This is a genomic window from Castellaniella defragrans 65Phen (assembly GCF_000612685.1).
Lineage (GTDB): Bacteria > Pseudomonadota > Gammaproteobacteria > Burkholderiales > Burkholderiaceae_B > Castellaniella > Castellaniella defragrans.
The window spans coordinates 1,213,972-1,240,794 of sequence record NZ_HG916765.1 but is presented as its reverse complement, the minus strand read 5'-3'; the positions used below and the strand labels follow the sequence as shown (position 1 = coordinate 1,240,794).

26 protein-coding genes are annotated in these 26,823 nt (G+C 69.8%); 12 read left to right on the top strand and 14 right to left on the bottom strand.

Annotation, left to right across the window (positions count from 1 at the left end; all coding sequences use genetic code 11):
- The first annotated feature begins 8 nt into the window (after positions 1-8).
- The 11 genes from rpmG to BN940_RS05480 all read left to right on the top strand — a co-directional run bounded on the left by rpmG (position 9) and on the right by BN940_RS05480 (position 11,406).
- Entirely contained in the window at positions 9-176 is a 168-nt protein-coding gene (rpmG, locus tag BN940_RS05530) for a 50S ribosomal protein L33 (RefSeq protein ID WP_003810296.1), read from the top strand.
- A 185-nt stretch (positions 177-361) separates the two neighbouring features.
- Positions 362-3,013, top strand: coding sequence for a leucine--tRNA ligase (gene leuS / locus BN940_RS05525; RefSeq protein ID WP_043681018.1), 2,652 nt, complete (start codon positions 362-364; stop codon positions 3,011-3,013).
- 9 nt (positions 3,014-3,022) lie between these two features.
- On the top strand, positions 3,023-3,643 hold the full coding sequence (locus tag BN940_RS05520) for an LPS-assembly lipoprotein LptE (RefSeq protein ID WP_242404274.1): 621 nt from the start codon (positions 3,023-3,025) through the stop codon (positions 3,641-3,643).
- Positions 3,644-3,646: 3 nt separating this feature from the next.
- Positions 3,647-4,696: a DNA polymerase III subunit delta gene (gene holA / locus BN940_RS05515; RefSeq protein WP_043681015.1), complete on the top strand. Its 1,050-nt coding sequence runs from the start codon at positions 3,647-3,649 to the stop codon at positions 4,694-4,696.
- Between the two features lie 91 nt (positions 4,697-4,787).
- Positions 4,788-6,053, top strand: coding sequence for a glutamate-5-semialdehyde dehydrogenase (locus BN940_RS05510; protein ID WP_043681012.1), 1,266 nt, complete (start codon positions 4,788-4,790; stop codon positions 6,051-6,053).
- A gap of 28 nt (positions 6,054-6,081) precedes the next feature.
- On the top strand, positions 6,082-6,498 hold the full coding sequence (locus tag BN940_RS05505; RefSeq protein WP_043681011.1) for a CopD family protein: 417 nt from the start codon (positions 6,082-6,084) through the stop codon (positions 6,496-6,498).
- A 6-nt stretch (positions 6,499-6,504) separates the two neighbouring features.
- The gene (locus BN940_RS05500; RefSeq protein ID WP_043681009.1) at positions 6,505-8,217 is read left to right on the top strand and encodes a THUMP domain-containing protein; all 1,713 of its coding nucleotides are present in this window, start codon (positions 6,505-6,507) and stop codon (positions 8,215-8,217) included.
- Positions 8,218-8,344: 127 nt separating this feature from the next.
- Positions 8,345-8,533 carry a hypothetical protein gene (locus BN940_RS05495; protein ID WP_043681006.1) on the top strand — a complete coding sequence of 63 codons (189 nt, stop codon included), beginning with the start codon at positions 8,345-8,347 and terminating at the stop codon, positions 8,531-8,533.
- A gap of 233 nt (positions 8,534-8,766) precedes the next feature.
- On the top strand, positions 8,767-9,288 hold the full coding sequence (locus BN940_RS05490; RefSeq protein WP_043681004.1) for an RDD family protein: 522 nt from the start codon (positions 8,767-8,769) through the stop codon (positions 9,286-9,288).
- Between the two features lie 34 nt (positions 9,289-9,322).
- Positions 9,323-10,255 (top strand): Hsp33 family molecular chaperone HslO, encoded by a 933-nt coding sequence (gene hslO, locus BN940_RS05485; RefSeq protein ID WP_043681001.1) that lies wholly within the window; start codon positions 9,323-9,325, stop codon positions 10,253-10,255.
- 278 nt (positions 10,256-10,533) lie between these two features.
- On the top strand, positions 10,534-11,406 hold the full coding sequence (locus tag BN940_RS05480) for a TadE/TadG family type IV pilus assembly protein (RefSeq protein WP_148304892.1): 873 nt from the start codon (positions 10,534-10,536) through the stop codon (positions 11,404-11,406).
- An 86-nt stretch (positions 11,407-11,492) separates the two neighbouring features.
- Here BN940_RS05480 and ftsB read toward each other — a convergent pair whose 3' ends face one another.
- From ftsB to BN940_RS05460, 4 genes are all read right to left on the bottom strand, one after another.
- On the bottom strand, positions 11,493-11,768 hold the full coding sequence (gene ftsB, locus BN940_RS05475) for a cell division protein FtsB (protein ID WP_043680999.1): 276 nt from the start codon (positions 11,766-11,768) through the stop codon (positions 11,493-11,495).
- Positions 11,769-11,784: 16 nt separating this feature from the next.
- The gene (eno, locus tag BN940_RS05470; RefSeq protein ID WP_043680996.1) at positions 11,785-13,071 is read right to left on the bottom strand and encodes a phosphopyruvate hydratase; all 1,287 of its coding nucleotides are present in this window, start codon (positions 13,069-13,071) and stop codon (positions 11,785-11,787) included.
- 147 nt (positions 13,072-13,218) lie between these two features.
- Complete coding sequence (gene kdsA, locus BN940_RS05465) at positions 13,219-14,073, bottom strand: 3-deoxy-8-phosphooctulonate synthase (RefSeq protein ID WP_043680994.1); 855 nt, start codon at positions 14,071-14,073, stop codon at positions 13,219-13,221.
- A gap of 29 nt (positions 14,074-14,102) precedes the next feature.
- Positions 14,103-15,800 (bottom strand): CTP synthase, encoded by a 1,698-nt coding sequence (locus BN940_RS05460; protein WP_052355632.1) that lies wholly within the window; start codon positions 15,798-15,800, stop codon positions 14,103-14,105.
- A gap of 270 nt (positions 15,801-16,070) precedes the next feature.
- On the opposite strand from BN940_RS05460, the gene yghX reads away from it, so the two are divergent.
- Positions 16,071-16,958 (top strand): YghX family hydrolase, encoded by an 888-nt coding sequence (yghX, locus tag BN940_RS05455; RefSeq protein WP_043680991.1) that lies wholly within the window; start codon positions 16,071-16,073, stop codon positions 16,956-16,958.
- A gap of 84 nt (positions 16,959-17,042) precedes the next feature.
- Here yghX and BN940_RS05450 read toward each other — a convergent pair whose 3' ends face one another.
- The 10 genes from BN940_RS05450 to BN940_RS05405 all read right to left on the bottom strand — a co-directional run bounded on the left by BN940_RS05450 (position 17,043) and on the right by BN940_RS05405 (position 26,807).
- Entirely contained in the window at positions 17,043-18,857 is a 1,815-nt protein-coding gene (locus BN940_RS05450) for an aminopeptidase P family protein (protein ID WP_409360363.1), read from the bottom strand.
- A gap of 51 nt (positions 18,858-18,908) precedes the next feature.
- Positions 18,909-19,562 carry a CoA transferase subunit B gene (locus BN940_RS05445; RefSeq protein ID WP_043680988.1) on the bottom strand — a complete coding sequence of 218 codons (654 nt, stop codon included), beginning with the start codon at positions 19,560-19,562 and terminating at the stop codon, positions 18,909-18,911.
- 11 nt (positions 19,563-19,573) lie between these two features.
- Entirely contained in the window at positions 19,574-20,269 is a 696-nt protein-coding gene (locus tag BN940_RS05440; protein WP_043680987.1) for a CoA transferase subunit A, read from the bottom strand.
- Between the two features lie 108 nt (positions 20,270-20,377).
- Complete coding sequence (locus BN940_RS05435; RefSeq protein WP_043680984.1) at positions 20,378-20,818, bottom strand: acyl-CoA thioesterase; 441 nt, start codon at positions 20,816-20,818, stop codon at positions 20,378-20,380.
- A 192-nt stretch (positions 20,819-21,010) separates the two neighbouring features.
- A complete protein-coding gene (locus BN940_RS05430) occupies positions 21,011-22,090 on the bottom strand; it encodes an ABC transporter ATP-binding protein (protein WP_043680981.1) in 1,080 nt (359 codons plus the stop codon).
- Positions 22,083-22,886 (bottom strand): ABC transporter permease, encoded by an 804-nt coding sequence (locus BN940_RS05425; RefSeq protein ID WP_043680979.1) that lies wholly within the window; start codon positions 22,884-22,886, stop codon positions 22,083-22,085. The genes BN940_RS05430 and BN940_RS05425 overlap by 8 nt, the downstream gene beginning before the upstream one ends.
- Positions 22,887-22,888: 2 nt before the next feature.
- Positions 22,889-23,629: an ABC transporter permease gene (locus tag BN940_RS05420; RefSeq protein WP_242404298.1), complete on the bottom strand. Its 741-nt coding sequence runs from the start codon at positions 23,627-23,629 to the stop codon at positions 22,889-22,891.
- 222 nt (positions 23,630-23,851) lie between these two features.
- Positions 23,852-24,880 (bottom strand): ABC transporter substrate-binding protein, encoded by a 1,029-nt coding sequence (locus BN940_RS05415; protein ID WP_409360349.1) that lies wholly within the window; start codon positions 24,878-24,880, stop codon positions 23,852-23,854.
- A 99-nt stretch (positions 24,881-24,979) separates the two neighbouring features.
- Entirely contained in the window at positions 24,980-25,987 is a 1,008-nt protein-coding gene (locus BN940_RS05410) for a zinc-binding dehydrogenase (RefSeq protein WP_052355630.1), read from the bottom strand.
- A gap of 55 nt (positions 25,988-26,042) precedes the next feature.
- Entirely contained in the window at positions 26,043-26,807 is a 765-nt protein-coding gene (locus BN940_RS05405) for an enoyl-CoA hydratase/isomerase family protein (protein ID WP_043680975.1), read from the bottom strand.
- Positions 26,808-26,823 lie beyond the last annotated feature (16 nt).

Genomic DNA, 26,823 nt, shown 5'->3' with positions numbered 1-26,823 from the left:
AGCACATCATGGCTAAAGGCATCCGCGAGAAAATCAAGCTCGAATCGACCGCCGGCACGGGTCACTTCTACACGACCACGAAAAACAAGCGCAACATGCCGGAAAAGATGCTGATCAAGAAGTTCGATCCGGTCGCGCGCAAGCACGTCGACTACAAGGAAACCAAGCTGAAATAATCCGGGGCCGCCTCTCCCGGACCGTCTCACCGGTTTTCCTCGAATCCCCGCCCGCGAGCGGGGATTTTTCTTTGTCGCGCCAAGACACTTCCAGGGGCAGGCTGGGCGGGCCTGTCCCGACCAGACACACAGACCCTCTATAATGTCGGGCTGGCCCTTTTCATTCCCCTTTCCCAGACAGATCCATGCAGGAACGCTACCTCCCGAACCAGGTCGAAACCGAAGCCCAGGCCCACTGGCGCGCAGGCGACGTCTACCGCGTCACCGAGCACGCCACCCTTGCGGACGGCTCGCCCAAGCCCAAGTTCTACGCCTGCTCGATGCTGCCCTACCCCAGCGGCAAGCTCCACATGGGTCACGTGCGCAACTACACCATCAACGACATGATGACCCGCCAGCTGCGCATGCGCGGATACAACGTCCTCATGCCCATGGGCTGGGACGCCTTCGGCATGCCGGCGGAAAACGCCGCCATGAAGTCCGGCGTCCCCCCGGCCCAGTGGACCTACGACAACATCGCCTACATGAAGAAGCAGATGCAGGCGATGGGGCTGGCGATCGACTGGTCGCGCGAGATGTGCGCCTGCGATCCGGCCTACTACAAATGGAACCAGTGGCTGTTCCTGAAGATGCTGGAAAAGGGCATCGCCTACCGCAAGACCCAGGTCGTCAACTGGGATCCGGTGGACCAGACCGTGCTCGCCAACGAGCAGGTCATCGACGGCCGCGGCTGGCGCTCCGGCGCCCTGGTCGAAAAACGCGAGATCCCCGGCTACTACCTGCGCATCACCGACTACGCCGACGAACTGCTCGACACCCTGAAGGACGGCCTGCCCGGCTGGCCGGAACGCGTGCGCCTGATGCAGGAAAACTGGATCGGCAAGAGCGAGGGCGTGCGCTTCGCCTTCCGCCACGACATCCGCGACGAGCAGGGCCGGCTGATCCAGGACGGCCTGATGCACGTCTTCACGACGCGCGCCGACACCATCATGGGCGTCACCTTCTGCGCCGTGGCGCCGGAACATCCCCTGGCCGCCCACGCCGCGCGCGGCAACGCCGGGCTGGCCGCCTTCATCGAGGCCTGCCGCCAGGGCGGCACCACCGAAGCCGAACTCGCCACGCGCGAAAAGGAAGGCCTGCCCACCGGCCTGTCCGTCATCCACCCCCTCACGGGCGAGCCCGTGCCGGTGTGGGTCGGCAACTACGTCCTCATGAGCTACGGCGACGGCGCGGTCATGGGCGTGCCCGCCCACGACGAACGCGACTTCGCCTTCGCGCGCAAGTACGGCCTGCCCATCCGCCAGGTCATCGCCGCCGAAGGCAAGACCTATTCCACCGAAGCCTGGCAGGACTGGTACGCCGACAAGCAGATCGGCCGCACCGTCCAGTCCGGCAAGTACGACGGCCTGAGCACCGCCGAAGCCATCCAGGCCGTGGCCGCCGACCTGAAGGCCCAGGGCCTGGGCGAACTGCGCACCACCTGGCGCCTGCGCGACTGGGGCATTTCGCGCCAGCGCTACTGGGGCACCCCGATCCCCATCATCCACTGTCCCGACTGCGGCCCGGTCCCGGTTCCCGAAAAGGACCTGCCCGTGGTGCTGCCCGAGGACCTCGTGCCCGACGGCACCGGCAATCCGCTGGCGAAACACGAAGGCTTCCTGTCCTGCCATTGCCCGTCCTGCGGCAAGCCGGCGCGGCGCGAAACCGACACCATGGACACCTTCATCGATTCGTCCTGGTATTTCATGCGCTACACCTCGCCGGGCAACGACCAGGCCATGGTGGACGCCCGCAACGACTACTGGATGCCGATGGACCAGTACATCGGCGGCATCGAGCACGCCGTGCTGCACCTGCTGTACGCGCGCTTCTGGACGCGGGTGATGCGCGACCTGGGCATGGTGAAGTTCTCCGAGCCCTTCACGCGGCTGCTGTGCCAGGGCATGGTGCTCAACCACATCTATTCGCGCAAGAACGCGCGCGGCGGCATCGAATACTTCTGGCCCGACCAGGTGGAGAACATCACCGACGACAAGGGCGGCATCGTCGGCGCGCGCCTGAAGTCCGACGGCTCGCCGGTGGACTACGGCGGCATCGGCACCATGTCCAAGTCCAAGAACAACGGCGTCGATCCGCAGTCCCTGATCGACGGCCTGGGCGCCGACACCGCCCGCCTGTTCGTGATGTTCGCCAGCCCCCCCGAGCAGACCCTGGAATGGTCGGACTCCGGCGTCGAGGGCGCGCACCGCTTCCTGCGCCGCCTGTGGGCCTTCTGCCACGGCCACCACGACGACATCCGCCGGCACGCCGCCGTGCCCCTCGACGGGGCCGCGCTGGACGAGGCCGCCGCCGGCCTGCGCCGCCAGATCCACGGCCTGCTGCGCCAGGCGGACTACGACTACCAGCGCATCCAGTACAACACCGTGGTCTCCACGGCCATGAAGATGCTCAACACGCTGGAATCGGCCGCCCAGGCGGGCGTGTCCGGCCCGGCCCTGGCAGAATCCGCCTCCATCCTGCTGCGCGTCCTGTACCCCGTCGTGCCGCACGTCACCTGGCAGCTGTGGCGCGAACTGGGCCTGGCCGACGCGCTGGGCGACCTGCTCGACGCCCCCTGGCCCCAGGTGGACGAAGCCGCCCTGCGCGCCGACACGGTCGAGCTGGTGCTGCAGGTCAACGGCAAGGTCCGCGGCCAGCTCGACGTACCCCAGGAAGCCGACAGGCCCGCCATCGAGGCCCTGGCCCGGGCGCACGAAGCCGTCGCCCGCTTCCTCGAAGGCCGCGAGCCCAAGCGCGTGGTGGTCGTGCCGGGCCGGCTGGTCAACGTCGTCGGCTGAGGCCACAACATGCCCATGGTTCCCTTCGCCTTCCTGCCGCGCCTCCTGCGCCTCGCCCTGGCCGGCCTCGCCCTGCTGGTGCTGGGCGCCTGCGGCTTCCACCTGAAGGGCGCCACGCCGCTGCCCTTCCAGACGATCTACACCAACATCAACCTGGATTCCGAATTCGGCGCCCGGCTGCGCCGCGCCATCACGGCCAACTCGCCCGGCACCCGCTTCACCGACCGCCGCCAGGACGCCGACGTCTACCTGCACCAGACCTCCGAATCGCAGAACCTGCGCCAGCTGTCCCTGGACGCCGACGGCCGGGTCGAGGAATACGAGCTGAACCTGGCCTTCCAGTTCGAGCTGCTGGACCGCGGCGGCCACGTGCTGCTGCCGCCCACCACCCTGCTCAGCGTGCGCGAGCTGCCCTACAACGACCGCATCGTCCAGGCCAAGGAAGGCGAAATCGAGCGCACCTTCAGGGACATGCGCAACAGCCTGATCGACCAGATCCTGCGCCGCATGAGTTCGCCCGAGGTCCGCGCCGCCTACGCCAACGCCGCCGAGCGCCCCGTCGTGCCCATGCCCGACGACGCCGTCCTCGACGCCGCGCCGCCGGCCGGGCCGGCCCCGATCCGGCCCTAGGCCATGGCGCGCGCCTCGGCTGCGGACCGCCTGACCGAGCACTATGCCGGCGCCGGCGAGCTGCCGGCCTGCACGGTCCTGAGCGGCGACGAGATCCTGCTGCTCACCGAGGCGGCCGACGCCTACCGCGCCGCCGCCCTCCGGCTGGGCTGCGCCGAGCGCACCCACCTGGTGATGGACGCCCGCAGCGACTGGAGCACGGCGCTGGCGGCCTCGCAGAACACCTCCCTGTTCGGCGACCTGCGCCTGCTGGAAATCAGCGTGCCCACCGGCAAGCCCGGCAAGACCGGGGCCGACACCCTGCAGAAACTGGCCGCGATGGCCGGCGACGGACACCTGCCCGACGTGCGGATCCTGATCCGCCTGCCGCAGCTGGACCGGGCCACGCAGCAGGCCAAGTGGGTCCAGGTCCTGAAGGCCGGCGCCGCCTGGACCGACATCCCCTCGATCCCGCGCACGGCGCTGCCCGACTGGATCGCCGCCCGCCTGGAACGCCAGGGCCACACGGCCGACGCCGAAACGCTGGCCTGGCTGGCCGACAAGGTCGAAGGCAACCTGCTGGCCGCCCATCAGGAAATCCAGAAGCTCGCCCTGCTGCATCCCGCCGGGCCGCTCGGCCTGGAACAGGTCCAGGCCGCCGTGCTGAACGTGGCCCGCTACAATCTCTACGATCTGCGCGACGCCATGCTGCTGGGACAGGCGGACCGGGCGCTGACCGTGCTGCGCGGGCTGCAGGCCGAAGGCGAGGCCCTGCTGCTGGTGCTCTGGGCCGTCGGCGAGGAAATCCGCATCCTGGCGCGCCTGGCGCCCCACGCCCGCAGCGGCCTGGACGCCGCGCTGCGCGCCCAGCGCCTGTTCGGCGCGCGCGAAAAGCTGGCGCGCCAGGCGCTGGCCCGGGTGCCCGCGGCGGCCTGGGCCCCGGCCCTGCGCCACGCCCACGAAATCGACCGTATCATCAAGGGAATCCCGGTCGCCGGACGCCTGCAGGATCCCTGGGACGAACTGGAGCGGCTGGTGATGCGCATCGCCACCGCGGGATCGCCGCGACGATGACTTTCCGCCGCCGGGCCGCCCCCGGGCGGAAGGCGCCCCGCCCGGGACGCGCTCCGCGGGCGCGGCGCGGGGGCTTTTTGACGGACACGACATGAACGACACCACCACCGGCTTTTCCATGCAGACCCTGGGCCGCCAGGCCCGCCAGGCGGCGCGCATCCTGCGCTCGGCCTCCGGCGCCGCCAAGGCCGCCGCTCTGCGCGCCATGGCCGACGGCCTGCGCGCCCGCCGCGCCTGGCTGCAGGCCGAAAACGAACACGACCTGCGCGCCGCCGCCGAACGCGGGCTGGACGCCCCCATGATGGACCGCCTGCGCCTGTCCGACCGGGCGCTGGACCTGATGATCGAGGGCCTGCTCCAGATCGCCGCCATGCCCGACCCCGTCGGCAGCCTCAGCGAAACCACCACCCGGCCCAACGGCATGCGCGTGGCGCGCATGCGCGTGCCGCTGGGCGTGATCGGCATCATCTACGAATCCCGCCCCAACGTGACCATCGACGCCGCCGCCCTGTGCCTCAAATCGGGCAACGCCACCATCCTGCGCGGCGGCAGCGAGGCCTTCCATTCCAACCGCGCCCTGGGCGCGATCATCCAGGCGGGCCTGGAAGCCGCCGGCCTGCCGCCGCACGCGGTGCAGGTCGTGGACACCACCGACCGCGCCGCCGTGGGCGAGATGATCACCCACCCGGAATGGATCGACGTCATCATCCCGCGCGGCGGCAAGGGCCTGATCGCCCGCCTGGCCGACGAATCGCGCGTGCCCCTGATCAAGCACCTGGAAGGCAACTGCCACGTCTACGTGGACAAGGCCGCCGACCCGGACCGCGCCCTGGACATCGCGGTCAACGCCAAGACCTACCGCACCGGCATCTGCGGCGCCATGGAAACCCTGCTGGTGCACGCGGACGTCGCCGCCGCCTGGCTGCCGCGCGCCGGCGCCCGCTTCGCCGAACTGGGAGTCGAACTGCGCGCCTGTCCGCGCGCCGCCGCCCTGCTGCCCGGCTCGGTCCCGGCCACGGAGGCCGACTGGGCCACGGAATTCCACGCCCCCATCCTGGCCGTGCGGGTGGTGGACTCCCTGGACGAGGCCATGGACCACATCGCGCGCTACAGCTCCGAGCACACCGAGTCCATCGTCACCGAGGACCTCTCCGCCGCCCAGCGCTTCCAGCGCGAGGTCGATTCCAGCTCGGTCTACGTCAACCTGCCCACCTGCTTCGCCGACGGCTACGAATACGGCCTGGGCGCGGAGATCGGCATTTCCACCAACCGCCTGCACGCCCGCGGCCCGGTCGGGCTCGAAGGCCTGACCATCCAGAAATGGGTGCTGACCGGAGAAGGCCAGCTGCGGGGATGAGCATCCCATCGTCATAGCAAGGATTCTCATGCTCTGGGTCAAGGCCTTCCACATCCTGTTCGTCACGTCCTGGTTCGCCGGGCTGTTCTACCTGCCGCGCATCTACGTCAACCTGGCCCAGGCGGGCGACCCGACCGTGCGCGCCACGCTGCTGGGCATGGCGCGGCGCCTGTACCGCTTCATGACACCGCTGGCCGCGCTGGCGCTGGCGCTGGGCCTGTGGCTGTGGCTGGGCTACGGCATCGGCCGGGGCCAGGGCTGGATGCACGCCAAGCTGCTGGCCGTGGCCGGCCTGCTGGTCTTCCACCTGGCCTGCCGCCACCACCTGCGCGCCCTCACCGCCGGCACCAGCCGGCATTCCCACCGCTACTTCCGCTGGTTCAACGAAATTCCGGTCCTGCTGCTGCTGCTGGTCCTGATCCTGGTGGTCGTCAAACCCTTCTGATCGCCGATGAACGATTCCACGACACGCAAGACCCTCAGCCTGAAGAAAAAGGCGCCCGGCGCCCCCACCGCCCGCGCCGGCGCGGACGAGGAGCCCCGCAAGCGCTCGGGCGCCCGCGCGCGCCAGGCGGCCCTGCGCGAACACGCCCAGCAGACCCGGCCGCAGGCCGAAGCGGAAGCCGGCGCCAGGGCGCAGGCTCCGGCCAGGACGACGCGCCCCACCAGGACCGAGGCCCCCGCCGGAACCGGATCCGGCCCCCGGCGGCCGGCCCGGGAAGCGGCGACCGACCGCCCCGACCGCTCCGGTACGGCCGCCCGTTCCGCCCCGCGTCCGAAATCCGGCGCGCCGGCACGGGACCGGGCGGACAGGCCCGCCGCCGGCCGCCCCCATCCGGACGGGCCGCGCAAACCGGGCGCCGACCGGCCGGACGCCCGGCCGCCCCGGCGCCCGGCGCCCGATGCGCCGCCTTCCACGCCCCGTGACGCGGACGTCGCCCCGGTGCCGGAGGCCTCCGGCGCGGACGGGCCGCGCATCCAGCGCCTGCCGCGCACGCCGCGCCAGCCGCGCCGCGCCGAGACCTTCGAGGTCTTCGCGCCCTGCCCGCACGGCCTGGAAGAAGCCCTCGCGCTGGAACTCCAGGCCCTGGGCTACGAGGCCGTGCGCGCCGGGCGCGCCGGCTGCCACTTCCAGGCGGACTGGTCCGGCGTGCTGCGCGCCAACCTGTATTCGCGCCTGGCCACCCGGATCCTGGTCCAGGTGGCCCACGCCGCAGTCCGCGACGAGGACGACATCCTGGCCCTGGCGCGCGATACCGAATGGGAGCGCTGGTTCGGTCCGGAACAGTCCCTGCGCGTGGACACCTCGGCCGTCCGCAGCCCCATGCGCAGCCTGCAATACTGCAACCTGCGCGCCAAGGACGGCATCTGCGACCGCCTGCGCGAGCGCGAGGGCGCACGGCCCGACATCGACACGGTCCGCCCGGACGCCCGCGTCCACCTGTTCCTCGACGAGCGCCACGCCACCCTGTACCTGGACGTCTCGGGAGAATCCCTGTTCAAGCGCGGCTGGCGGCTCGACAAGGGCGAGGCGCCCTTGCGCGAGAATCTGGCGGCGGGGCTGCTGGCCCTGTCCGACTGGCCGCCCGACGCGCCCCTGCTCGACCCCTTCTGCGGCAGCGGCACCCTGCTGATCGAGGCCGCCTGGATCGCCCTGGGCGTGCCGCCGGGCATCTGGCGGCCCTTCGGCTTCGAGCGGCTGCGCGCCCACGACGCCCGTCTGTGGCGCGACCTGAAGGAAGACGCCCGCGCGCGGATCGCGCCGCGCCTGGAGCAGCCCCTGGCGGGCTGCGACATCCACCCGGGCGCCATCGAGGCGGCGCGCGCCAACGCCGAGCGCGCGCACCTGAGCCCGGACACCATCCGCTTCGAGGTCTGCGATGCGCGCCGGATGCCGCCCCCGGCGCCGGCCGGCTGGATCGTCACCAACCCGCCCTACGGCGAACGGCTGGCGGACGAGGACGGCGACCTGTGGCCCGAATGGGCGAGCTGGCTGAAGCGCCACTACGGCGGCTGGCAGCTCAACGTCATCACCAGCGACCTCGACCTGCCGTCGCGGATGCGGCTCAAGGCCCGGCGGCGCCACCCGCTGCACAACGGCGCCCTGGACTGCCGCCTGTTCCAGTTCGAGCTGGTGGCGGCGGGCTACCGGGACAAGGCGTAGGCTTTTCGCCACGGGGATCGCGGGGCCGGCCGGCGATCCGGGCCAGGGACTTGCATAGAACCTAGGGTTTTCCCTATAATAGGGTTAACCCGAGCGAAACGCTCTTTCTCAAGCAAAGAGGCTTGCTATGAAGACCCTGCAGAACACCGACATCCGCCTGACCGACGCCCTGGAGCGCCAGCTGTTGGAAGAAGCCATCAACGCCCAACAGGAATACGCCCTGGACCACGCCATCAAGCAGATGTTCCACAAGGTCGCGAGCTTCTTCAAGGCCCCCGAAGGCCGCGTGCACCACTCGGTCCGCACCGCCCACTGATCCCCTCCGGCCGGATCCCAGGGCCGCCCCATCGGGCGGCCCTCGTCTTTTGTCCGGTACGGCTTTGCCCGGTGCGGTTTTGCCCGGCCAGGTTTCAGCCGGCGTAGGTTCGCCGGCGGGGTTGGGCTGAACGGGTCTTCCTCCGGTCATTTTCGCCCGGTGTCATTTCCGCCCGGCCATGCCCCGCGGCGAATTCAGCGATAATGAGCGGTTTTCAAGCCCATCCGCCGCACATGTCCGATCCCGCACCGGCCGTCCCCGCCGCTCCCCCGCGCCTGCGCCGCTTCGCCTGCATGATGTACGAAGGCGTGCTGCTCTTTGGCGTGGTGTTTCTCGCGGGCTACCTGTTCGACACCCTGACCCAGAGCCGCAGCGGCCTGATGCTGCGCCATGGCCGCCAGGCGTTCCTCTTCCTGGCCATCGGCGTCTACTTCATCGCCTGCTGGCGGCGCGGCGGCCAGACCCTGCCGATGAAGACCTGGAACATCCGCCTCACGGACCGGGGCGGCCTGCCCCTGCGGGGCTCGCGCATGCTGCTGCGCTACCTGCTGCTGTGGCCGGTGCCGCTGCTCTTCGCCCTGGCGATCGCCGGGCTGTCGCGCGCCACCGGCTGGGTCTCCTTCGACCTGCTGATCGTCTGCGCGCCGTTCTCGATCTTCCTCTGGACCTGGATCGACCCCCAGGGCCAGTTCCTGCACGACCGGCTGCTGGGCACCGAACTGCGCGACCTGCGCCCCGCCGCCTCCGCCGCCTGAATCCCGCCCGGCCGCGCGCCTCCGGAATCCCCGCATGAGCGACATCCTGAAAAAATACCTGACCGCCGACCGCGGCACCCGCATCCAGGCCCTGCGCCTGACCCAGGCCTGGCGCACCGGGCTGGCCCACCAGGACCTGCCCCCGGTCCTCGTCGGCCTGCTGGGCGAACTGGCCGCCGCCAGCGCCCTGCTGGCGGGCAACATCAAGTTCGACGGCTCGGTGGTGCTGCAGCTGCAGGGCAACGGCCCGGTGCGTCTCATCATGGTCGAATGCACCTCGACCCTGGACCTGCGTGCCACGGCGCACCTGCGCGACGACGCCGCGCCGCCCGCCGACGCCACCCTGCAGGACCTGCTCAACGCCGACGGCCAGGGCCGCTTCATGGTGATGCTCGATCCCGCGAACCGCCAGGCGGGCGCCGCCGCCTACCAGGGCATCGTGCCGCTGGAAGGCGACACGGTCGCCGCCGTCCTGGAGCACTACATGAAGCATTCGGAGCAACTGGACACCCGGCTCTGGCTCGCCGCCGACGCCCAGGTCTGCGCCGGACTGCTGCTGCAGCGCATGCCGGGCGAGGCCGGCCCCGCCGGCGCGCAGGAACGGTCCGACGCCGCCGAAGCGTCCTGGGAACACTGCGCCACCGTGGCCGATACGCTGGGCCGCGAGGAACTGCGCACGACCGACACCGACACGCTCATCCGCCGCCTCTTCTGGGAGGACGACCTGCTGGTCTTTCCGGAGCGGTCGGTACGCTGGCACTGCCCCTGCAGCCGCGAGCGCGTCGCCGCCATGCTGCGCACCCTGGGACGCGGGGAAGTCGAGGACATCCTGGCCGAGCAGGGCCACGTGCACATCGCCTGCAACTTCTGCGGCCGGCCCTACGATTTCGACGCGGTGGATTGCGCCGCCCTGTTCACCGACGCCGGCGGCTCCCTGCAGGCGCCTGGCTCGGACACGCTGCAGTAAGGCCAGGCCCGGCCCGGATTGCACCGGCAAGGCCCGGGCCGGACGGCACCGGCAGAACCTGGAGCGGGCGGCGCCGGCAGGAGCTGGACCGGACGGCACCGGCAGGAGCGCAACCGGACGGCGCCGCGCGTGACATCCCGGTCACGGCGTAATTGTCCCACTGGCGGGGCCGCCGGACGGGCCGCATACTGTCCCGCATGCCGAATCCATGCCATGCCGCTTCCGCGCCGCTCCGCCTCCCGCCCGTCCGCACGCGGCGCGCGCCGGCGCCCGTGCCCGTGCCCGTCTCCCGCGCCGCCGGCCACCGCCAGCGCGGCGCGGGCGCGGCCGGTTTCCTGCTGGCGTCCATCCCGATCCTGACGCTGGGGCTGGGCGGCGTCGAGGCCGCCCACTGGTCGGGCCTGCGCCAGACGCTCAGCCTGGCCCTGATGGAGGCCGCCCGGGCGGGCGCCACGCGCCAGGCGCGGCCGCAGGCCATCGCCCAGGCCTTCGAGCACGGCCTGCGCATGGCCTACCCCGATCCGCGCGCCGCCGCCCGCGCCCTGCGCGAACGCCGGGCCGCCCTGGGCGCGCCCTGGCGCATCCGCATCGCGCGGCCAAGCCCCGAGGCCTTCCTGGACCACGCCGATCCCGCCCTGCGGGGGCCACGCGACCATCCCGGCCAGCCGCTCATCCGCAACGACTACCAGGCGCTGCAGCAGGCCCGCCGGCTGGCCCAGGGCTGGCCGGAAGGACGCGGCCCCCGCTCCGGCCTCACCATCCACGAAGCCAATACGCTGGTGCTGGAACTGTGGTGGCCGCACCGCCCCCTGGTGCCGGGCACGGCGGCCATCGTACGCGCCCTGGCGCCCCTGGCCGGCGACCCCGACCAGGCCCGCCTGATGGCGGCGGGCTACCTGCCCTTCCGCCGCCGGGTGAGCGTCGCCATGCAGTCGCACCCGGCCGCCTGGACGGACCTGGCCGACGGACGGGTGACACGGGGTGCGGCCCCCGCCCCGGCCTCGGCCCCCGGCAGTGCGGTGCCGGGCGGGGATGCGGAAGACGTGGGAAACCCGCCCGCGGCGGAGACGGCTCCGGCCGACGAGGCGGCGGCGGATGGGGACGTGAACGGGGATGGGCCCGGACCCGAGGCCTGCGCGCCCGCGCCCTGAAACCCGCGCCCTGAAACCTGCGCGCCGGAAGGGGCGGCCGGCCCGCCGGCGGCGCGGCCTGCGCACCCCGGCCGCGGCCCGCCCCCTCACTGCCGGGGCAGGATCTGGACGAAGTACTCGCCCTCGCGGATCATGTTCAATTCGCTGCGGGCGCGCTCCTCGATCGCCGAGATCCCGGTCTTGAGATCCTGGACCTCGGCCTGCAGAGCATTGTTGCGCGCGGTCAGGGCCTCGTTTTCCTCGGTCTCCGCCTGCACCTGCGCCTGCAGGTCGCGCAGGCTGAGCCAGCCGCCCTTGCCCCACCACAGCGGATACTGTGTCGCCAGGGTCAGGGCCAGCAGGACGAGGCTCAGCAGGCGCATGGGCGCGAGGCGCGGGTCAGCGCAGGTTGTAGAAGGCCGACACGCCGGGATAGGAGGCGACCTCGGCCAGCTCTTCCTCGATGCGCAGCAGCTGGTTGTACTTCGCCATGCGGTCGGAACGCGACAGGGAGCCGGTCTTGATCTGCATGGCGTTGGTGGCCACGGCGATGTCGGCGATGGTGGAGTCTTCCGTTTCGCCGGACCGGTGCGAGATCACCGCGGTGTAGCCGGCGCGCTTGGCCATTTCGATGGCGGCGAAGGTTTCCGTCAGGGTGCCGATCTGGTTGATCTTGATGAGGATCGAATTGGCGATGCCCTGCTGGATGCCCTTCTGCAGGATCTTCGTGTTGGTGACGAACAGGTCGTCGCCCACCAGCTGCACCTTGCGGCCCAGTTGTTCGGTCAGCAGCTTCCAGCCTTCCCAGTCGTCCTCGGCCATGCCGTCCTCGATGGTGACGATGGGGTACTTGTCGCACCAGGACGCCAGCAGGTTGGCGAAGTCCTGCGAGCCCAGGGCGATGCCGCCTTCGCCGGCCAGGTGGTACTTGCCGTCGCGGTAGAACTCGGAACTGGCGCAGTCCAGGCCCAGCACCACCTGGGAGCCGGCCTCGTAGCCGGCCTCGCCGATGGCCTTCAGGATCAGCTCGATCGCGGCCTCGTGGTTGGCCACGTTGGGGGCGAAGCCGCCCTCGTCGCCGACCGCCGTGGACATGCCGCTGGCGCCGATGATCTTCTTCAGGGCGTGGAAGACTTCCGCCCCCATGCGCAGGGCCTCGCGGAAGCTGGAGGCGCCCACCGGCAGGATCATGAATTCCTGCAGGTCCAGGGTGTTGTTGGCGTGCGCGCCGCCGTTGATGACGTTCATCATCGGCACCGGCATCTGCATGGGGCCGCTGCCGCCGAAATAGCGGTACAGCGACAGGCCGGCGTCGTCGGCGGCCGCGCGGGCCACCGCCATGCTGGCGGCCAGGATCGCGTTGGCGCCCAGGCGGCTCTTGTCTTCCGTGCCGTCCAGGTCGATCAGGGTGCGGTCGATGAAGGTCTGTTCCTGCGCGTCCAGGCCCATCAGGGCCTCGGAGATCTCGGTGTTGACGTGCTCGACGGCGCGCAGCACGCCCTTGCCCAGATAGCGGGACTTGTCGCCGTCGCGCAGTTCGATGGCCTCGCGCGAACCGGTGGACGCGCCGGAGGGCACCGCCGCCCGCCCCATGGCGCCCGATTCGAGCAGCACGTCGCATTCCACGGTGGGGTTGCCGCGCGAATCGAGGATTTCGCGTCCGATGATGTCTACGATTGCACTCATGGTCTGACAGTCCTGCCTGTGTAGGGGGTGGGTGAAAATGGGAATCCCGCCATTTTAACGGGATGCTCGCGCAGCCAGTCTACCCCGGGGCGCCGGCCGGCCGCACACGACGGCGTTTATAACGACTATTTCGCCCTGCCGGCGGCTTCACAGGCCGCCGTCGCGCAGCGCGCCGGACTGCTTGACGCAGCGGTCCAGCTCGGCCAGGCAGGCCAGCAGGCCGCGCATCCGGTCCAGCGGCACGGCGTTGGGGCCGTCGGACAGGGCCTGGTCGGGGTTCGGGTGGGTTTCCATGAACACCCCCGCCACGCCGGCCGCCACGGCCGCCCGCGCCAGTACCGGCACGAATTCGCGCTGGCCGCCGGAATGCGTGCCCTGTCCGCCCGGCAGCTGGACCGAGTGCGTGGCGTCGAACACCACCGGGCAGCCGGTGCCGCGCATGATGGCCAGCGAGCGCATGTCCGACACCAGATTGTGGTAGCCGAAGGACGCGCCGCGCTCGCAGACCAGGATGTTGCCGCCGTCGCCGCCCGCCTCCAGGGCCGCGGCGCGCGCCTTGGACACGACCTGGACCATGTCTTCCGGCGCCAGGAACTGGCCTTTCTTGATGTTGACGGGTTTCAGCGTCGCCGCGCAGGCCTGGATGAAGTCGGTCTGGCGGCACAGGAAGGCCGGCGTCTGCAGCACGTCGACCACGGCCGCGACCTCGCGCACCTGGCCGGTCTCGTGCACGTCGGTCAGCACCGGCACGCCGAGCTGGCGGCGCACGTCGTCCAGGATCTTCAGGCCTTCGTCCATGCCCGGGCCGCGGAACGAGGCGCCGGAGCTGCGGTTGGCCTTGTCGAAGGAGCTCTTGTAGATGAAGGGAATCCCCAGCGCCCGGGTCATTTCCTGCAGGATGCCGGCCGTCTCGAAGGCCAGCTCGCGCGACTCGATGACGCAGGGCCCGGCGATCAGGAACAGGGGATGGTCGATGCCGGCCTGGAAGTGACACAGCTGCATGGGAGGCTCCTTGAACGGTGCGGCCGGGCTCAGGCCTTCTGCGCCTGGGGCTGTTCCGAGCCGGACTTTTCCGAGCCGGACTTTTCCGCCTGGCGCCGCTGGTGGGCCAGCGCGGCCTGGATGTAGCTGGTGAACAGCGGATGCCCGTCGCGCGGGGTGGAGGTGAATTCCGGGTGGAACTGCACGCCCATGAACCACGGATGCGAGGGAATCTCCATGATTTCCGGCAGGTTTTCGGTGGGCGTGCGGGCGCTGATCACCAGGCCGGACTCTTCCAGGCGATGGACGTAGACGTTGTTGACCTCGTAGCGGTGGCGGTGGCGCTCGTTGACCTCCGGACCGTAGATCTCAAAGGCGCGGGTGCCCGGCTTGACGGGGCAGCGCTGGGCGCCCTTGCGCATCGTGCCGCCCAGGTCGGAAGAGGCGTCGCGCCGCTCGACCCGGCCCTCGCGGTCCTGCCATTCGGTGATCAGGGCCACCACCGGGTGGGCCGCCGAGGGATCGAATTCGGTGCTGTTGGCCCCGCCCAGGCCGGCGACGTGGCGGGCGAATTCCACCACGGCCAATTGCATGCCCAGGCAGATGCCCAGGTAGGGGATGCCGTGCTCGCGGGCGTAGCGGATGGCCTTGATCTTGCCTTCGGTGCCGCGCTTGCCGAAGCCGCCCGGCACCAGGATGGCGTCCAGTCCGACCAGGCAGCCGGTGCCCTGGGTCTCGATTTCCTCGGAATCCAGGTATTCGATGTTGACGCGGGCGTGCGTGTGGATGCCCGCGTGGACCAGGGCCTCGGACAGGGACTTGTAGGATTCGGTCAGGTCGACGTACTTGCCCACCATGCCGATGGTGACGGATTCGCGGGGGTTTTCCAGGTCGTGCACCAGGCGGTCCCAGACCGTCAGGTCGGCCGGCGGCGGGGTCAGGGCCAGCGCGTCGCAGACCAGGCTGTCCAGACCCTGCTGGTGCAGCATGGCGGGAATCTTGTAGATCGAGTCCGCGTCCCAGACCGAGATCACCGCGTCCAGGGGCACGTTCGAGAACAGCGAGATCTTGGCGCGCTCGTCGTCGGGCACGGGCCGGTCGGCGCGGCACAGCAGGGCGTTGGGGTAGATGCCGATTTCCCGCAGCTTCTGCACCGAGTGCTGGGTCGGCTTGGTCTTGAGTTCGCCCGCCGAGGCGATGAAGGGCACCAGCGTCAGGTGCACGAAGGCGCACTGGTTGCGGCCCAGGCGCAGGCTCATCTGGCGCGCGGCTTCCAGGAAGGGCAGCGATTCGATGTCGCCCACCGTGCCGCCGATCTCCACGATGGCCACGTCGGCCTGGCCGTCGAAGGCCGCCTTGGCGCCGCGGGCGATGAAGTCCTGGATCTCGTTGGTGATGTGGGGGATGACCTGCACGGTCTTGCCCAGATAGTCGCCCCGCCGTTCCTTGCGCAGCACCGATTCGTAGATCTGGCCGGTGGTGAAGTTGTTGACCTTGTGCATCCGGGCGGACACGAAGCGCTCGTAGTGGCCCAGGTCCAGGTCGGTTTCCGCGCCGTCCTCGGTGACGAAGACCTCGCCGTGCTGGAAGGGGCTCATGGTGCCCGGATCCACGTTGATGTAGGGATCCAGCTTCAGCATCGTGACCCGCAGCCCGCGGGATTCGAGGATCGCGGCAAGCGACGCCGCGGCAATGCCCTTGCCCAGGGAGGAGACCACTCCCCCCGTGACGAATACGTATTTGGTCATTTCATAGGTGCCCGGTGTGGACGGGCGCAGCGGGAAATTTGGATTATAACCGCTCGGTCCCGGGCGACAGCCAGTCCTTCGGGGCCGACTCGGCGCCCGATTCCGGCTTGCCAGCCCGGCTGATGCGTCGGGCTTGCGAGTCCGGCTTCCGTGGGCGGCGTCCGGGTCCGGCACCGGACGCAGGGACTGTATCCAGTCGACACTTTACCGCCACGCCGCCTCTCGCCTACCATGATTCCGTCCCCATCATGCACGCCCCGGGAGGACGCCATGTCCAGACTCACCGCCAAGGACTTCGCGCCGGAACTGCTGGAACTCTACGATTTCTACGCGCACGGCCTGATCGACCGGCGCGAATTCCTCAACCGCGCGTCCCGCTACGCCGTCGGCACCGTGGGCGCGGCCTCCATCCTGGCCGCGCTGTCGCCCGATTACGCGCTGGCCGAGCAGGTGTCCTTCACCGATCCGGACATCCACGCCGAATACCTGGCCTATTCCTCGCCCAGGGGCAACGGCACGGTGCGCGCCTACCTGGTGCGGCCGGCCAAGGCGGCGGGCGACGTGCCCGGCGTCGTGGTGGTCCACGAGAACCGCGGCCTGAACCCCTACATCGAGGACGTCGCCCGGCGCCTGGCGAAGGCCGGCTTCATGGCGCTGGCGCCCGACGGCCTCACGTCCAAGGGCGGCTATCCCGGCAACGACGACCAGGGCCGCGAGCTGCAGCAGCAGGTCGATCCGGAAAAGCTGATGAACGATTTCTTCGCCGCGATCGAATTCCTGCCCACCGTGGCCGGCTCGACCGGCAAGGTCGGCATCGTCGGCTTCTGCTATGGCGGGGGCGTGGCCAACGCGGCCGCCGTCGCCTATCCCGAGCTGGCGGCGGCCGTGCCGTTCTACGGCATGCAGCCGCGCCCCGGGGACGTGCCCCGGATCCGGGCGCCCCTGCTGCTGCACTACGCCGGCCTGGACAGCCGGGTGAACGCCGGCTGGCCGGCCTACGAGGCCGCGCTGAAGGCCAACGGCAAGACCTACGAGGCCCACATCTACCCGGACGTGAACCACGGCTTCCACAACGACTCGACCCCGCGCTACGACAAGGACGCGGCCGAACTGGCCTGGAGCCGCACCCTCGCCTGGTTCGGGCGCTGGCTGGCGTAGGGCGGACCCGCGCGCCGCGGCGCCGCCGGCCTCGGATCCCGGAGCGGTCTTCCGCGACGGCGGCGCCGCCACGGCCCGGCCGGACTACAGCGCTTCGGTGCGCGCCAGCAGCCAGTCGCGCGCCGCGCCGTCCACCAGGGGCAGCAGGCGCTCGCGCACGCGGGCGTGGTAGGCGTCCAGCCACGCGATCTCGTCGGCGGACAGCCGTTCGCGCATCACGCAGCGCGTGTCGATGGGGCACAGGGTGACGGTCTCGAATTCCAGGAAGGCGCCGAATTCGCTCCGCCCGGCCGGGACGGCCAGCACCAGGTTCTCGATGCGGATGCCCCACCGGCCGTCGCGGTACAGGCCGGGTTCGTTGGACGTCAGCATGCCGGCCTTCATGCCCTGGTGGGGGCGCGCGTGGCCGCGCACGGAAATCGTCTGCGGGCCTTCGTGAACGTTGAGGAAATAGCCCACGCCGTGGCCGGTGCCGTGGCCGTAGTCCAGGCCCCGGCGCCACAGCGGCATGCGCGCCAGGGTGTCGAGCACGGAGGACGGCGTGTCTTCCGGGAAGCGCGCCCGCGCCAGGGCGATGTGGGCCTGCAGCACGGTGGTGGTGTCGGCGCGCTGCTCGTCCGAGGGCGTGCCGATGGGCACGACCCGGGTGATGTCGGTGGTGCCGCCCAGGTACTGCCCGCCGGAATCGATCAGCAGCAGGCCGTCGCCCTGGATGACGGCGTGGGACGATTCGGTGGCGCGGTAGTGCGGCATGGCGCCGTTGGCGTTGAAGCCGGCGATGGTGGCGAAGCTGAGGCTGACGAAGCCCGGGCGCCGGGCGCGCGCCGCCGACAGATGAACATCGACGTCGATCTCGGTAATGCGCTCGCCCGCCGCCAGGGCGGCCTCGAACCAGGCGAAGAATTCGCACAGGGCGGCGCCGTCCTGGGCCATGGCGGCCCGGATGTGGTCGGCCTCGGCGGCGTTCTTGACGGATTTCAGCAGCTGGGACGGATTGATGGCCTCGATGCGCCGCGCCTGGGGCGCGTGCGACAGCGTGCCCGCCGTGACCCGCGCCGGATCCACCAGCAGCGCGGCGCCGGCTGGCAGGGCCGCCAGGTCGGCGGCCAGCGCGGCGTAGTCGCGCAGTTCCACCCCGTCGGCCGCCAGGCGGGCGGCCAGCGCGGCGTCGATCTTGCCGGGCGCCACATACAGGCGCGCCCGATCCGCGTCCAGCAGCGCGTGCGCGAGGAAGACCGGGTTGTAGTCCACGTCGGCGCCGCGCAGGTTCAGCAGCCAGGCGATGTCGTCCAGCGAGGACAGCAGGTGCCAGGCCGCGCCGTGTTCGCGCATGGCGGCCCGCACGGCGGCGAGATTGCCGGCCCGCGCGCGGCAGGCGTACGGCGGCAGGTGCTCGAAGACCGGGGCCTCGGGCAGGGCCGGGCGCTGCGCCCAGATCGCGCCGACCGGGTCCTGGTCCAGCACCAGCGCCAGGCCGGCCTCGTCCAGGGCCGCGCGCCAGCGGCTTTCCGCCGCCAGGTCCAGCACCCGGCCGTCGGCCGCCACCCGGCCGCCGCGCGCCAGATGCGCCAGGACCCAGTCCAGCGGATCCGGCACGTCGGGCGCGCCGGCCCGCATCAGGACGATGCCGGAACCCCGCAGCTGGGCTTCGGCCTGGACCCAGTAGCGGCTGTCGGTCCACAGGCCGGCGAAGTCCGCCGTGACCAGCAGGCTGCCCGCCGAACCGTCGAAGCCCGACAGCCAGGCGCGCGCGGCCCAATGGTCCGGCAGGTATTCCGACAGGTGCGGATCGGCGGTCGGCACCAGGCAGGCGCTCAGGCCCGACTGCGCCAGCCGGCCGCGCAGGGCGGCGATGCGATCGGCGGGCGTCTCCAGGGGGTGCGGCAGGGTCACGGCGATTTCCTCGGGGAAGGTCTGAATGCGTCGAGCGGAAACGTGTTCAGAACCTCCCTAGGCGACGGCGGACACGTCCAGCTTGGCGGACGTCTTGGCGCGGATCTCGTCCACCGTCACGCCCGGGGCCAGTTCGGTCAGGCGCAGGCCGTCGTCGGTGACTTCCATCACGCCCAGGTCGGTGATGATGAGATTCACCACGCCCACCCCGGTCAGCGGCAGCGTGCACGCGGGCAGCAGCTTCTGGGATTCGGTGCCGTCCTTGGCGCGGGCGACGTGCTCCATCAGCACCACGACCTTGCCCACGCCGGCCACCAGGTCCATGGCGCCGCCCATGCCCTTGATCATCTTGCCGGGAATCATCCAGTTGGCCAGGTCGCCCTTTTCGGACACCTGCATGGCCCCCAGGATGGCCAGGTTGATCTTGCCGCCGCGGATCATGGCGAACGAATCCGCCGAGGCGAAGATCGAGGAACCCGGCAGCGTCGTCACGGTCTGCTTGCCGGCGTTGATCAGGTCGGCGTCGACCTCGTCTTCCGTGGGGAAGGGGCCGATGCCCAGCAGGCCGTTTTCCGACTGCAGCCAGACTTCCATGCCCTCCGGCACGTAGTTGGCGACCTTGGTGGGCAGGCCGATGCCCAGGTTGACGTAGTAGCCGTCCCGCAGTTCCTGCGCGGCGCGCGCCGCCATCTGTTCACGATCCCAAGCCATGATCTGCCTCCTTATTGACGAATGGTGCGTTGTTCGATGCGCTTTTCGGGATGCGCGTTCAGGACGATGCGGTGCACGTAGATCCCCGGCAGATGGACTTCGTCCGGATCGAAGGTGCCGGTGGGCACGATTTCCTCGACCTCGACGATGGTGATGCGGCCGGCCATGGCGACGTTGGGATTGAAGTTGCGCGCCGTGCGGCGGAATTTCAGGTTGCCGCTGCGGTCGGCCTTCCAGGCCTTGACCAGGGACACGTCCGGCACCAGGGAGCGTTCCATGATGTAGGTGCGGCCGTCGAATTCGCGGGTCTCCTTGCCCTCGGCCACCACGGTGCCCACGCCGGTGGCGGTGAAGAACGCCGGGATGCCGGCGCCGCCGGCGCGCAGCTTTTCGGCCAGCGTGCCCTGCGGCGTGAATTCCAGTTCCAGTTCGCCCGCCAGGTACTGGCGCTCGAATTCCTTGTTCTCGCCCACGTAGGACGCGATCATCTTGGTGATCTGGCGCGTGGACAGGAGCTGCCCCAGACCGAAGCCGTCGACCCCGGCGTTGTTGCTGATGCAGGTGAGATTGCGCACGCCCGAGTCCCGCAGGGCCGCGATCAGGGCCTCGGGGATGCCGCACAGCCCGAAGCCGCCGACGGCGATCATCTGATTGTCGGCCACGACGCCGCGCAAGGCGGCATCGGCACTCTCGTAGACTTTATCCATACAACGGTTCCTTCGTAGATGAACAGAAATCGGACAGAAATCGAATAGAAATCAAACAGAAATCAAATAGAAATCGAACGGGAATCGAAATCGAAAGCGGCAACGGTATCAGGCGGCGAAGCAGCGGTCCAGCGCCCGCCGGTCGGCGTCGGTCCAGGGCACCGGCCGGCCGGTGGCGCCATCGGTGCACACCAGCACGTTGCGGCCGCGGGCGTAGAGCGTCGCGGCATCCCCGGCATCGGCGACCCAGCAGTCCAGTTCCAGGCTGGTCCGCCCGACGCGCAGGAGCTTCATGCCGACGACGACACGGGCAGGATACAACAGCGGTCTGAGAAAATCACACGAGGCATGGGCCAGCACGCCGTAGCGGCCCGCAGCGGCGCCCAGGCCCATCGCGGCGAACAGATGCACCCGGCCTTCCTCGAAATAGGAGAAGTAGACCGCGTTGTTGACGTGGCGCAGGGCGTCCATGTCGCCCCAGCGGACGTCGATCGGGGGAGTTGTGAAGGTGCCGGAAGCGGGCGGCGTGGCGGTGGAATCCGAAGACATGGGCGGGCTGCGTGAGTGGGGGGCCGTGAGTAGCGGGACCGGAAGACCGCGGACCCGCCAGGGTCCGCAGCCGGAATATGGTACCACCGTACCGCCACACGCCGCCCGCACCGCCGCCGGCGCCACACGCCGCCCCTGCCGCCCGCGCTGTCCCTGCCGCTCCTGCCGGACGCGCCGCCCGCGCCAGGGCGCTCAGCCGTAGAAGGCGTGCAGGGCCCCGGGATCGAAATTGGCCCAGACGCGATCGCCCGAGGCCAGTTCCGAGACGATCCGGTTGCCGAAGGGAATCCGGATCTTGACGGGCTCCTCCCGGTCCGTGACGGAACTCACCTCGACCATGTTGCCCAGGAAGGTCAGGTCGCGGATCGTCACGGGCACGCCGCACTCCTGCGGGTCGAGCGAGATGGAGATGCGCTCGGGCCGCAGCAGCAGCGTCGGGCGGTCCGCATCCGTCGGCCGCCCCTGGACCGGCACGCCGTCGACGACCACGCCGTCGCAGATGGACAGCTTCGCCTTGTTCTCCGCCACGGAAAGGATGTCGGCCGCGAGGAAATTGCTGTCGCCGATGAAGCCGGCCACGAAGCGGGTCGCGGGTTGCGCATAGAGTTCCTGGCCGGTGCCGATCTGCTCGATGCGGCCCTGGCTGAAGACGGAAATGCGGTCGGACAGGCGCAGGGCTTCCTCCTGGTCGTGGGTGACGTAGAGGATGGTGACGCCGGTTTCCTGGTGGATGCGCCGGATCTCGAACTGCAGGTCCTCGCGCAGCTTCTTGTCCAGCGCCGACAGCGGCTCGTCCATCAGCAGCAGCGGAGGATCGTAGACCAGGGCCCGCGCCAGGGCCACGCGCTGCTGCTGGCCGCCCGACATCAGCGCGGGCTTGCGGTCGGCGAAATCCTCCAGGTGGACGAGCTTGAGCGCAGCCCGCACCCGGTCCTCGATCTCGGATTTGGCGCAGCGCCGCACCCGCAGGGGAAAGGCCACGTTTTCCCCGACGCTCAGGTGCGGGAACAGCGTGTACCGCTGGAACACCATGCCGATGTTGCGCTTGTGGGAAGGCACCGAAAGCAGGCTCTCGCCGTCGAGCAGGATGTCGCCTTCGGTGGGATCCTGGAAACCGGCCAGGATGTACAGGGTGGTGGACTTGCCGGAGCCCGAGGGCCCCAGGAAGGTCATGAACTCGCCCCGGGCGATGTCGAGCGTCACGTCCCGGATGGCGGTGAAATCCCCGTAATCCTTGCGGATCCCCTGGATGCTCAGGAAAGGTCTAGTCATCTTTTTGCCTCTTGCGAAATACCAGCGGAGCGAAAATCAGCACGGCGGTGAGCGCCACCAGGATGGTCGATACGGCGGCGACCACGGGGGTCAGGTCCTGCCTCAGGGTGGTCCAGATCTTGACGGGCAGCGTCTGCAGGGTCGGGCTGGACATGAAGATCGCCAGGACCACCTCGTCCCAGGAGGCCAGGAAGGAGAAGACGGCGGCCGTGAACAGGCCGTGCCGGATGGACGGGATGGTGATCTTGAGCCGCGCCTCCCAGGGCGAGGCGCCGCACAGGATGGCGGCGTCCTCGATCGACTTGTCGAACCCTTCCAGCGCGCCGCTGATCGAGATGATGGAGAACGGCAGCGCGACGAGCAGGTGCGCGATGACGAAGCCGACGGTGGTCCCGGCCAGGCCGAGCTTGAGGAACAGGGCGTAGAGCGCCACGGCCAGCACGATCACGGGCAGGATCATGGGGGTCAGGAACAGCGCGCGGATGCGCTCCTTGCCGCGGAACTCCCCCCGGTCCAGGCCCAGCGAGGCGAGAAAGCCCAGCGCGACGGACAGCACCGTGACGATGACCGCGATCTTCAGGCTCGTCAGGGCGGTGTACAGCCAGCGCGGATCCGCGAACAGCTCGTAGTACCACTTCAGCGTCCACGAGGGCGGCGGAAAGATCAGCCACTGCGATGAGCCGAACGAGAGCGCGGCGATGAAGACGATGGGCAGGATCAGGAACAGCAGCACCAGTCCCGTGACGAGGATCAGGAAGTAGCGCAGGCCCCCGAGGCGATTGAAATCCAGCAGCATGGCTAACTCCTCTTGTCGACCTTCAGGTAACGCAGCTGCAGGAAATACAGCCCCAGGGTCACCACCAGCAGGACGAACGCGGCCGCGCCCCCCAGCCCCCACTTGACCAGCGACTGGACCAGCTGGGCGATGAGCTCGGCGAGCATCATGCTCGATGCGCCGCCAAGCAGCGCCGGGGTGACGAAGTAGCCCAGGGACATCACGAAGACCATCAGCGCCCCGGCGGCCACGCCCGGCAGCGACAGCGGCAGCAGCACGCGCGTGAAGCTCTGCCACTTGCCGGCCCCGCACAGCGCGGCGGCGCGCAGGATCGAGGCGTCGATCGACGAGATCACCCCCATGAGCGGCAGGATGATGAACGGCAGCATGATGTAGACCATGCCGATCGTCACGCCGGTGATGTTGTTCACCAGCGCCAGCGGGCTGTCGATGATGCCCAGGTTCATGAGGGTCTTGTTGATGATGCCGGTGCGCTGCAGCAGCACCATCCAGGCGTAGGTCCGCGCCAGCAGGTTCGTCCACATCGAGAGGACGATGACCGCGAGCAGGAAGACCGCCCAGCGCCGGGGCAGGATCGCCAGCGCCCAGGCGACCGGGAAGCCGATGACGACGGAAACGATCGTCACGAGCGAGGCCACCAGGAAGGTGTTGGAGAACACCTTGAGGTAGGTGGTCGAGCCGAAGAGCGTCGCGTAGTTCTCCAGCCCCGGGACCGGTTCGAGGACGCTGCGCAGCAGCAGCATCAGGACCGGAACGATGAAGAACAGCGCGATCAGCACGAGGGCCGGCGCAATGTAGGCGATGGGGCCGGAAGGAAGCGGTCTTTTCCCCGCTCCCCGCCCGCCGGCCCCGCCCGTCGAAATCGAAGAAACCATATGGCGTATCCCTGCCCCCGGATCCGGGCCGCCGCGGCGGCCCGGATCCGCATGTCATGCCGTTGTCATGCCGATGTCATGGCGCGTCCGTCACTGCGCCTGCCAGGCGTACCAGCGCGTGCCGATGTCGTCGCGGTGCATGGCCCAGTATCCCAGGTTGGCGTTGACCTGGGTGGCGGCCTGCTTGTCCGGCAAGGTGTCGCGGACCTCCTTGGGCATCAGCGTGGGCGAGACCAGGTTGATCGGCGCGTAGCCGGTGAGCTCGGCGAATTTCGCCTGCGACGCGGCGCTGGTGGCGAAGGCGATGTATTTCATCGCCGCCGCCTTGTTCTTGGCGCCCTTGGGCACCACCAGCATGTCGGCGGCCGTGATGTTCTGGTCCCAGGACGTCTCGACGTTGACACCGGTTTTCGTCAGCGCGGTCAGGCGGCCGTTCCAGAAGAAGCCGTAGGGCGTCTCCGCCGAGGCGAGCAGTTGCTGGGACTGCGCCCCGCTGCTCCACCAGACGATGCTGGACTTGATGGTGTCCAGCTTCTTGAAGGCCCGGTCCAGGTCCAGCGGATAGAGTTTTTCGGCGGGAACGCCGTCGGCCAGCAGCGCGGCCTCGATGACGCCCGGGGCCGACCACTTGTAGAACGTCCGCTTGCCGGGGAATTTCGCCAGGTCGAACAGGTCGGCCCAGGTCTTGGGGCAGGCCTTGACGGCGTCCTTGTTGCAGCCGATGACGAAGGAATAGTAGAAGCTGCCGACCGAGTAGTCGGTGACGAAGCGCGGGTCCAGGCGGCTCTTGTCGATCACGGAGAAGTCCAGTTTTTCCAGCATGCCCTCCATGCCGGCCCGGACCGCGTAGTCGCCTTCGACGTCCACCACGTCCCAGGACACGTTGCCGGATTCGACCATGGCCTTGATCTTGCCGTAGTCGGTGGGGCCGTCCTGCAGGACGGCGATGTTCTGCGCCTTGGAAAAGCCGTCGGCCCAGATGCTCTTCTGGGCGTCCTGCGTGGTGCCGCCCCAGGACGTGAACACGAGGGAAGGGTCCGCGGCGAAGCTGCTCGCGGAAAACGTCATTGCAAGGGCAAGGAATAGCGGCCTGGTTTTCATGATCTGTCTCCTGTCTATTGATAATGGAATCATGGTTTGCGCGCCGGGGCGCCGGGTCGGCGCAAGTCTTCTACACGTCTGCTACATCTGCTGCATGTCGTCCATCTGTCTTCTACGTCACGCAGCCTGCACGCCGTCCGGCACGACGACGATCTTGCCGAAGCATGTGCGTCCCTCCAGTTCGCGCATGGCATCCTGTATCCTGCTCAGCGGGAACACGGCATGGATCACCGGATCGAATTCATGGCCGGCCATGATCCCCAGCAGCTCCCGCAGGTCCTCGGTCTTCCACCCGTCCGACCCCCGGATGTCCATCTCGCGCGTCCACAGATAGCGCAGGTCGGTGTGCGCCTCGAAGCCGGTGGTCGCGCCGCAGCACAGCAGGCGGCCGCCGTGCTTCACGGAGCGCAGGGACTGGGTCCAGGTGGCGCTGCCGGTGAAGTCGACCACCACGTCGGCCCCCTGCTTGCCGGTCAGGTTCCAGACCTGCTTGCCGAACTGCCCGTCCGGGGCGACCACGCATTCGTCGGCGCCGATCGTCCTCAGCCGCGCGGCCTTGTCCTCGCTGCTGGTGCAGGCGATGACGTGCGCGCCGGCCCGCGCGCCCAGCTGGACGCAGGCAACGCCCACGCCGCCGCTGGCGCCCACCACCACCAGGGATTCGCCGGCCTGCAGCCGGCCCCGGGTGTGGAGCATGCGGTAGGCCGTGCCGTAGGCCGTGGGCAGGCAGGAATATTCGACGAAGCGCGCGGCCTGCGGCAGCGGCAGCAGGCCCTGGGCCGACACCGCGACGTATTCGGCAAACCCGCCCCAGTAGGCCTCGCCCAGCATCTCGCCGTTCCAGAACGGGTCGATCAGGACCGGCGCGCCGATTTCCACGCCGGACACCTCCGGCCCGATCTCCTCGATCCAGCCCGCCACGTCGCAGCCGCCGACGTGCGGCATCGGGATGACGCGCCCCGGCATGCCGTCGCGGATGAAGATGTCCAGCCGGCTGAGCGAGCACGCCGCCACCTTGACCAGGACCTCGCCCGCGCCGGGAACCGGCCGGGCCACCTCTTCCACCGTCAGCGCCTCGGGGCCGCCGTGCTGGCGCATGACCGCCGCCTTCATGTTCCGTGCCATCTGCTTCTCTCCATCCTCGTTCGGGGAACCGCTCGATGCCGTGCCGCGAGGCGGCTCACCGGCGCGTTTCCGGTTTGTCGATAAAACGTGCATGCGCCTGCCGGATGGCGGCCCCCCGCTGCTCGGAATCCAGCAGCTCGGCGCGCCGCCGCTGCCACTGCGCCCGGTCGGCCGTGCCCGCCTCCAGCTCGGCCAGCAGCCGCTTGGTCGCCCGCACGGCGTCCGCCTGCCGCGCATCGAGCCGCGCCAGATCCCGCAGCGCCGCGCCGAGGGCCTCGCCCCGCGGCACGACGCGGGAAAACAGGCCGGCGCGGCGGGCCTCGTGATCGTCGAACCGCTCGCCCGCCAGCAGCAGGCGCCGCACGGTGTCGCGCGGATAGGACCGCCCGATGCGCTCGAGCGCCGCCGGGTTGTACAGGATCCCCAGGCGCACGGCGGGAATCTGCACGTAGCTGCCGGCGCCCGCGATGCGGTAGTCGCACGCCAGGGCGAGGTCGGCCGCCGCGCCCATGCACGGTCCTTCGATCGCCGCGGCGACGATCCGGTCCGATGCCAGGATCGTGGCGACGGCGGCGGACACCGCATCGTCGTAGGCCAGGTCCTCGCTCGTGCCCTTCAGTTCGCGGAAATCCCCCCCCGCGCTGAAACACTCCGCGCCGCCCGTGATCACGATGCCGAGCACGTCCTCGCCGGCCTGCCCGACAGCCTCGGACAGGGCCGACAGCAGGCCCAGGGACAGGGCGTTGCGGGCGGCGGGATCGTGCATCTCCAGCACCAGGACGGAGCCTTCGAGGGTTTGCTTGACGAGGTCTGCGCGCATGGGTTCGTTCCGGGGG